Below are 7630 nucleotides of genomic sequence, written 5' to 3' on the forward strand. Positions count from 1 at the left end.
GTGCCCTTTGGGTTTGTGTTGCGGGGCAGTGTATAGGCGGTGGGGGTGGCAAGGAAAAGGCACCTTTTGCAGGAAATGCACGCGGTGCGCCTTATGTGGCTTGCGTTGTGTTTACGTTACCGTGCAGGTTGTGGCCAACGCGCTGATCCAACGGGCGCGAAAGACGCAAGAGGTAAGGCATGAGCCGGGTAATAGGCAAGACGGATACGGTCAAAGCACTGGGCGCAATGTCGGGCACGTCTTTGGATGGCGTGGACGCAGCCGTGGTCGAAACCGACGGGGTGCGCATCATGGGGTTCGGTCCCAGCGGCTATCGCGCTTATTCCGACGAAGAACGTGCCACACTCAGGTCTGCGCTGGGCCATTGGCATGGTCCCGAAGTCGATGCCGCCGCTGAACTGGTGACCATCGCCCATGCCGAAGCATTGTCTGAATTCGATGAGATCGATCTGATCGGCTTTCATGGCCAGACCCTTGCACATGAACCGGGTGGGCGGGGAACCTTGCAGGTGGGCGACGGAGACGGTTTGACTCAGGCGTTGGGTGTTCCCGTCGTGTGGGATTTCCGCAGTGACGACGTGGCGATGGGGGGTGAGGGCGCACCGCTCGCGCCGTTCTTTCACTTCGCCTGTGCCAAATGGATCGGAGCTAAGGAACCTCTGTGTTTTCTGAACCTCGGCGGGGTGGGGAACCTGACTTACGTGGACCCCAGTTTTGATGGCCCCGAAGCCCCCGGCGCGCTGCTGGCCTTTGATACCGGTCCGGCCAACGCGCCGGTCGATGACCTAATGCAAACACGGCTTGGTTTGCCGATGGACCGGGATGGCGCAGTTGCGCGCGGCGGAACGGTTGAGATGGGTGCGCTTGAATTGTTTCTGGCCGAGCCGTTCTTTAACAAGGTGCCGCCCAAATCGCTGGACCGGAACGATTTCGCGGAAATGATCGGTTTGGTGCAGGAACTGTCCGACTCCGATGCCGTGGCAACCTTGACGGGCATGTGCGCCGCAGGCGTGATGCAGGGGATGGAGCATTGCCCCAAGCCCCCCGCGCGCGTGCTGGTCACGGGCGGAGGCCGCCGCAATCCGGTCTTGATGGAAATGCTGCGCGCGGGCCTCGACTGCGCGGTCGAACCGGTCGAAGCCGTGGGTCTGGACGGAGACATGCTGGAAGCGCAGGCCTTCGCCTATCTCGCCGTCCGCGTGGCCAAGGGTTTGCCGACCTCGTGCCCGGGAACGACCGGAGTCAGGGCGCTTGTTGGCGGTGGTATGATCAGCGCTCCAGCGCGTGCACGTAGTCTGCCGTAAACTCAGAATATCCGTCCGAGGTGGATTGCAGATGGGCTTTCGTCCAGCCGTGCAGGGACGGTAATTGGTGAAAAGGCACATTCGGAAACGCATGATGTTCCGCGTGAAAGGGCATGTTCCACGCCAAAAACCGGATTATCCGGTTGGTGAAGGTGGTGCGTGAATTCTCAAGCATATTGGCGACCGGTGGGCAGAGGCCGTGTTCTGCCAAAAGATACAGGCGCAGAAATGGTTGGCCCATTAGGACCGGAAGCAGCCATAGCCAGAACAGGATCGGTGTGAAGATCAGGCTGATGCCAGCAAGCGTATAGAGGCCCAGCAACATAACTGCCTCAATCCGTATGGCGCGATGCTGTCGCTGGGGTAGGTAGGGCGCGTCGATCTTTCCGGTCGCGTTGCGAAAGAGAACGAGCGCCATGCCTTTCCAGTACGGCCAGCCACTGAGGTAGATCATAAGGTCAGGCCAGCGCTCCGGTCTGGGTTTGCCGTCCAGTTCCGGGTCTTTGTCCGGGTCATTGGTCCATTTGTGGTGGGCCAGATGAAAGTACCGAAACCACGTGAAGGGCAGGGCAGTAGGCACCGAAACAAGGTGACCAACCGCGTCGTTCAGCCAGCCGGTGCGAAAGGGCGTCTTATGCGTGCACTCGTGGCTGAGTGTAAACAGAAACACCAGAAGCAGACCCTGAGGCAGCAGCAGAAGTGGCCAGAGCGGGACCCGTAAGGCAATGCCTAAACTCGTAACCAAAAGCAGCAGGACATATAGGGAAAGGTGCCGCAATCCTGCGATGTTCGAACGCTCTTGCAGGCGGTCTTTTTCCTCTGGCGGAATCGAGGCTATGAGGGCTCGGTGATCCATTCTTCAACCTCGGGGAATGTCAAAGCCGGGGGCGGCCAGTTCAAAACCGTCAAACTCAAACCCCGGTGACACGGTGCAACTGACCAAGGTGTAAGCCCCGGTGGACAGGGCGGCTTGCCAATGGCCTTTTGGCACAATCAGTTGGGGCGCGCCTTTGGAAAGGTCAGGGGTCAGCACGTGATCCACGGCAGGCCCGGTATCTGTATCGCTGATGGACAGGATAAGCGGCGCACCAGCGTGGAATAGCCAAATCTCGGTCGCGTCGACGCGGTGCCAGTGGCTGCGCTCGCCCTCTGCCAATAAGAAATAGATGCAGGTGCCCGTGGCGCGGCCTTCGTTTTCCGCGCGCCAGGTTTCGCGAAACCAGCCACCTTCGGGGTGTTGTTGCAGTTTCAGGTGGTCGATGATGTCTTGTGCAGTCATTGGTGCCTCGTGGTTGCGAATGATTATGCACGGGTTTGCGTGATCCGCTATGGTATTCGGCCGGATCAGGAATATGTTTGCCGCATGACCCTGATGATCCCGTTCGACAACACCTATGCCCGGCTTCCCAACAGCTTTTATGCACGGCAGGCTCCGATCCCCGTACGCGCGCCGCAACTGATCGCGTTCAACGAAGACCTTGCGCGTGTTTTGCGCGTCACTCCGGGCGATGTGCATGAAATGGCCGAGGCGTTTGCGGGAAACACGCTGCCCGATGGGTCAGAGCCGATCGCGCAGCTTTATTCTGGGCACCAGTTCGGAAACTACAACCCTCAACTTGGTGACGGTCGCGCCGTGCTGTTGGGGGAGACCGTTGGAAACGACGGGGTGCGCCGGGACATTCAGCTCAAAGGCTCGGGCCCAACACCGTTTTCCCGACAGGGCGACGGACGGGCCTGGCTGGGTCCGGTCTTGCGGGAATACGTTGTGTCCGAGGCGATGCACGCGCTGGGCATTCCAACGACGCGGGCGCTGGCTGCGGTTGAAACCGGTGAAGTTGTCCTGCGCGAAGGGCCTATGCCCGGCGCTGTGCTTACAAGGGTTGCGCAAAGCCATCTGCGTGTGGGGACGTTTCAAGTCTTTGCGTCGCGCGGCCAGTTTGACAGCCTGCGCCAACTGACGGACTACGCGATTCAACGGCACTACCCTCAGGCCAAAGGGCCAATGGGTCTGTTGCGCGCCGTTGTCCAGAAACAATCCGAACTGATCGCCGCATGGATGAGCGTGGGCTTCATTCACGGCGTTATGAACACCGACAACAGCTCGATCGCGGGCGAGACCATAGATTATGGACCCTGCGCCTTTATGGACACCTATCACCCGAATACGGTCTACAGCTCAATCGACCGTATGGGCCGCTACGCCTATTCCAACCAGCCTGAGATTGCCGTTTGGAATGCCGCGCAGCTTGCCACCGCCCTGATCCAGCAGGTCGAGGACAAGCAGGCCGCAGTAGAAGAGGCGACCGAGATCGTTCATGCCATGCCGGACTTGCTGCAAGAGAACTGGCAAGCGCGCTTTCGGACCAAGTTGGGACTGTCGACCTCGGAAGAGGGCGATGAGGGGTTGATTACCGATCTCTTAGTACGAATGGCGCAAAATCAGGCCGACTTCACCAATACGTTCCGTGCGCTGGGCAGCGATACAGCCCGCGATCAATTCACGGACCCGGCTGCGTTTGACACATGGGCTGAGGGTTGGAAGGCTCGGTTACGGCGGGAAGACGATCCAATCCCGGTCATGGCCGCGGCGAACCCCGCCCTCATTCCACGTAACCATAGGGTTGAGCAAATGATTGAGGCGGCTGTGCAGGGTGACTATGGCCCGTTCCATCGCTTGAACCGGGTTCTGGCGCAGCCGTTTAAGGAACAACCCGATGAGGCCGACCTCAAACGCCCGCCGACTCAGAGCGAAGTGGTGCATGCGACATTCTGTGGGACGTAAACGTTCGTTGTTATTTGCGCACGATTTCCAAGACTGCTGCGCTGACGATCAGGACGGCACCCAACAGTTCGCGCAAGCCAAAGGGTTCGCCCGAAAATGCAGCAGCCGAAGCGATACCGACCACAACCTCGCTCATCAACAGGATGCCGACCCGCGCGGGCGACAGCTTGGTCGCGGGCCAGATCGTCATATAGACCATGGGCAGCGTGTATAGGGCGGACAGAAGGGCAAGTTGAAGGACCCAAAGATAGTCGCCTTGGGCGAGGGCGGGCAGAACCGGGCCGCGAATAAGGGCGAGGCTGAGAAAAGACAGGATCAGTGCGCCCAACACAAAGGCAAACACCTGCCCGGAAACGGAAATACTGCTGGCCCGATACAGCCCAAGGGTCCCCAGCGCCCAACAGATGCCCGACGCCAGCGCCAGCCAGTCGCCTGCGTTTTGCGGCCATGGCACAAAGCCGTCGCCGCCCAGCACAACGAACAACCCTGCGATCCCGCAGACCAGCCCGGCAAAGCGACCCCAGCTTAGACGCTCGCCCAGGAAAGCCAGCCCAAGCATCGTCCCCCAGATTGGCGTCAAATAGAACAGAAGGATCGAGCGGACGACGTCCGTGTAGACAAGACTCAGGGAATACAGGCTGAACGCTGCCCCGGTGAACATCCCGCTAAGGGCGAGATTGCGCCATTGTAAGGCCAGCGCCAGACGCTCGCGCCAAACCAGAGGGATCAAAACAAGCAGGGCCGAGCTATACATCGCGATACCCGGCCACGGACCTGTCAAGCCAAGGTCATAGAAGAACCGGACCGGAATCCAATACAGTCCCCACATCATTCCGCCAATGACAAGGATGACGCTGGCGCGAGTGGTATTGTCCGTGTGAACTGAGTTGGAAGTCATAAACGTCCTCGGAAATCGGCAAGCAACACTGGCCTGTTGTCGGGATAGAGGGAACGTTGGCTGAGGATCAAGTGGAACATTTACGTCGGTCCATCTCCGGCCTTGAAACGCGGAAATCTTGGGCTGTTGAACGAGGCCGCCTTCAAAATTCTGTATAAGCGCATCATTCGGGCGTCGGGGGGTTGCACCTGACAACCATCGTGGCACTCTTGGTCCACATGTTTGATCAGGTCCAAATGCAAACTCATTCAACCCTGCGCATTGCGAGTTACAATATCCAGAAATGCGTCGGGCTTGATTTTCGTCGCCAGCCTCAGCGCATCCTGCAGGTGATCGAAAGCATGGAAGCCGATATCGTGGTGTTGCAAGAGGCTGACAAACGCCTGCCTCCACGACCGGCGGCTCTGCCTCATTTTATGTTGGATGAAGCGGGTTGGCAGATCGTTGATCTGGGCGGTGCGGGCAGTCTGGGCTGGCACGGCAACGCTGTCATCTGGCGTGGCGATAAAATTCAGGAACGCCAGAAAGGTCACCACGACCTGCCGGGGTTAGAGCCTAGGGGCGCGGTACGGGTCGAGTTTGATACCCAAATCGGCCCACTGCGGGTTATGGGGATGCATCTGGGCCTGTTGCCTGCGTCCAGACGTCAGCAGATCACTCATCTGCGGCGGTTCGATGATGATCTCGATCAGATGCCGACGGTCTGGGCAGGCGATTTCAACGAATGGTCGCGGCAGCCGGTGTTGGATCATCTGGCGCCGGACATGCGGTTTCTGCCACCAGTTCCCAGCTTTCCCGCCGCGCAGCCGCTGGGCGCGTTGGACAGGATTGCGCTGGGCGACGGGTTAGAGGCCATCCTGCATGGTGTCCATGACGCTCGGCCAGCGCATATCGCTTCGGATCATTTACCGATATGGGCTGATCTTCGGCGCGCCGCATAGAATGCAAATCCCCTGTGGCGCCAGCCGCACAGACGTATTAAGACAGAGAACCGAAAAAGCCCCGAGGGTCACTCATGTCCGATACGATCATCGCCCGTTGTGAGGCCAAGGGCCTGCGCATGACAGGTCAGCGCCGTACCATTGCACATGTGCTGCAGCAAAGTGAGGATCACCCAGATGTCGAAGAGCTGTATGCGCGCGCGTCAGAGGTGGATTCGGGGATCTCGATAGCTACCGTGTACCGCACCGTGAAACTGTTCGAAGAGGCGGGAATTCTGGAACGTCTGGAATTTGGCGACGGCCGCGCGCGCTATGAGGACGCTGAGAGGGATCATCATGACCACCTCATCGACATGCAGTCGGGCAAAGTCATCGAATTCGTAGACCCCGACATCGAAGCGCTGCAAGAGAAGATCGCGGCAAAGCTGGGATACAAGCTGAAAGGGCACCGGCTAGAACTGTACGGTGTTCCGCTGGAACAGGACTGACCCATCACGAAACGCGATTGGCAGTCGCACGCGATTTCATGAAACACGTCGCAATATCGCTTGCGGCGTTTGGGATGTTACGGTTTTCCTGATCTGAGGGCTTGGCATTTACCTGCCCCTTTCTTTGGAAACGCGCATGAACAACGTACACGGCATTTTGCTGATCATCGGGTCGATGGCGGCCTTTGCGCTTGAGGATATGTTCATCAAGCACCTGTCGACCAGTGTTCCTACCGGTCAGATCATGATTGTTCTGGGGGTAAGCTGCGGGTTCCTGTTTACAGGTATGTCGCTGGTAACCCGAAAGCGCATATTTGATCCGCTGGCATGGCAACCGTTGCCGATGGCGCGGGCAGGGGCCGAGGCATTCGGGGCGGTGACTTTTGTCACGGCATTGTCGCTGGTGGAACTGTCAACAGTCGCTGCGGTCTTTCAGGCCATGCCTTTGGCGGTAACCATGGGGGCCGCGCTGTTTCTGGGGGAACATGTCGGCTGGCGGCGGTGGAGTGCAATCGGAATTGGTTTTGTCGGCATCCTGATGATTATTCGCCCTGGTTTGGCGGGGTTTCAGCCCGAATCGCTTTTCGTTGTGGCAACCGTTGTCGCAATCGCTGCGCGCGATTTGATTACGCGCAAGCTTGATGCGCGTGTGGCGTCGTCCGTTGTGGCGTTGCAGGCTTATGTGGCGATCGCGCTGGCGGGTGCAGCCCTTATGGTCTTGTCGGCGCAACCCGTCGCTCCGCTGCAGACCGGACAAGTTGGACCTTATCTGGGTGCGATCGGCTTTGGCGTTTTGGCGTATTACGCCATCGTAACGGCAATGCGGATCGGAGAGGCCTCGGCGCTGACACCGTTCCGCTATACGCGCCTTGTCTTTTCGATTGCTGCGGGGATGCTGATGTTCGGCGAACGTCCTGACGTAATGACACTTGCCGGGGCCTCTCTGATTATCCTGTCTGGCATGTATACTTTTATCCGTGAGCGTCGTTTGGCGCGCGAATTGGCCGTTGCCGCCTGACGGATCGTCGCACGTTAGCCCAAACAATTGGCTGTTAGCCCTAAACCTGTGGAAATACGGGTGTTAGCGATAACGGGTCCGGTTTACTTTTGAATCCGTGATGCTATGAGGCGTGCAACTGAATGCAGCCACAGGGATCGGCCTAATGAGCACAATCATCGACATCCACGCCCGTGAAATTCTTGACAGCCGGGGCAAC

8 protein-coding genes are annotated in these 7630 nt (G+C 58.7%); 5 read left to right on the plus strand and 3 right to left on the minus strand.

Features of this window, described 5'->3' with window-relative positions; translation table 11 throughout:
- Positions 1–179: 179 nt before the first annotated feature.
- On the plus strand, positions 180–1304 hold the full coding sequence (locus GOV87_RS18285) for an anhydro-N-acetylmuramic acid kinase (protein WP_171212727.1): 1125 nt from the start codon (positions 180–182) through the stop codon (positions 1302–1304).
- Here GOV87_RS18285 and GOV87_RS18290 read toward each other — a convergent pair.
- Both GOV87_RS18290 and GOV87_RS18295 read right to left on the minus strand, forming a co-directional pair.
- Positions 1270–2160 carry a fatty acid desaturase gene (locus GOV87_RS18290; RefSeq protein ID WP_171212728.1) on the minus strand — a complete coding sequence of 297 codons (891 nt, stop codon included), beginning with the start codon at positions 2158–2160 and terminating at the stop codon, positions 1270–1272. The two genes, GOV87_RS18285 and GOV87_RS18290, sit on opposite strands and share 35 nt — an antisense overlap.
- Positions 2161–2163: 3 nt before the next feature.
- Positions 2164–2583, minus strand: coding sequence for a cupin domain-containing protein (locus tag GOV87_RS18295; RefSeq protein WP_171212729.1), 420 nt, complete (start codon positions 2581–2583; stop codon positions 2164–2166).
- Positions 2584–2667: 84 nt separating this feature from the next.
- Here GOV87_RS18295 and GOV87_RS18300 point away from each other — a divergent pair, with 84 nt between their 5' ends.
- The gene (locus tag GOV87_RS18300) at positions 2668–4086 is read left to right on the plus strand and encodes a YdiU family protein (RefSeq protein ID WP_171212730.1); all 1419 of its coding nucleotides are present in this window, start codon (positions 2668–2670) and stop codon (positions 4084–4086) included.
- A gap of 10 nt (positions 4087–4096) precedes the next feature.
- Here the strand turns inward: GOV87_RS18300 and GOV87_RS18305 are convergent, their stop codons facing one another.
- Positions 4097–4984 carry a DMT family transporter gene (locus tag GOV87_RS18305; protein ID WP_171212731.1) on the minus strand — a complete coding sequence of 296 codons (888 nt, stop codon included), beginning with the start codon at positions 4982–4984 and terminating at the stop codon, positions 4097–4099.
- A gap of 236 nt (positions 4985–5220) precedes the next feature.
- Between GOV87_RS18305 and GOV87_RS18310 the strand changes: the two genes are divergently transcribed.
- The 3 genes from GOV87_RS18310 (at position 5221) to GOV87_RS18320 (ending at position 7431) form a co-directional block, all read left to right on the plus strand.
- Positions 5221–5925 (plus strand): endonuclease/exonuclease/phosphatase family protein, encoded by a 705-nt coding sequence (locus tag GOV87_RS18310; protein ID WP_171122308.1) that lies wholly within the window; start codon positions 5221–5223, stop codon positions 5923–5925.
- A 74-nt stretch (positions 5926–5999) separates the two neighbouring features.
- Positions 6000–6413 (plus strand): Fur family transcriptional regulator, encoded by a 414-nt coding sequence (locus GOV87_RS18315; RefSeq protein ID WP_171122310.1) that lies wholly within the window; start codon positions 6000–6002, stop codon positions 6411–6413.
- A 136-nt stretch (positions 6414–6549) separates the two neighbouring features.
- A complete protein-coding gene (locus GOV87_RS18320) occupies positions 6550–7431 on the plus strand; it encodes a DMT family transporter (RefSeq protein ID WP_171212732.1) in 882 nt (293 codons plus the stop codon).
- Positions 7432–7630: the final 199 nt, after the last annotated feature.

The sequence above is a fragment of the Ruegeria sp. HKCCA5426 genome (assembly GCF_013034585.1).
Lineage (GTDB): Bacteria > Pseudomonadota > Alphaproteobacteria > Rhodobacterales > Rhodobacteraceae > Ruegeria.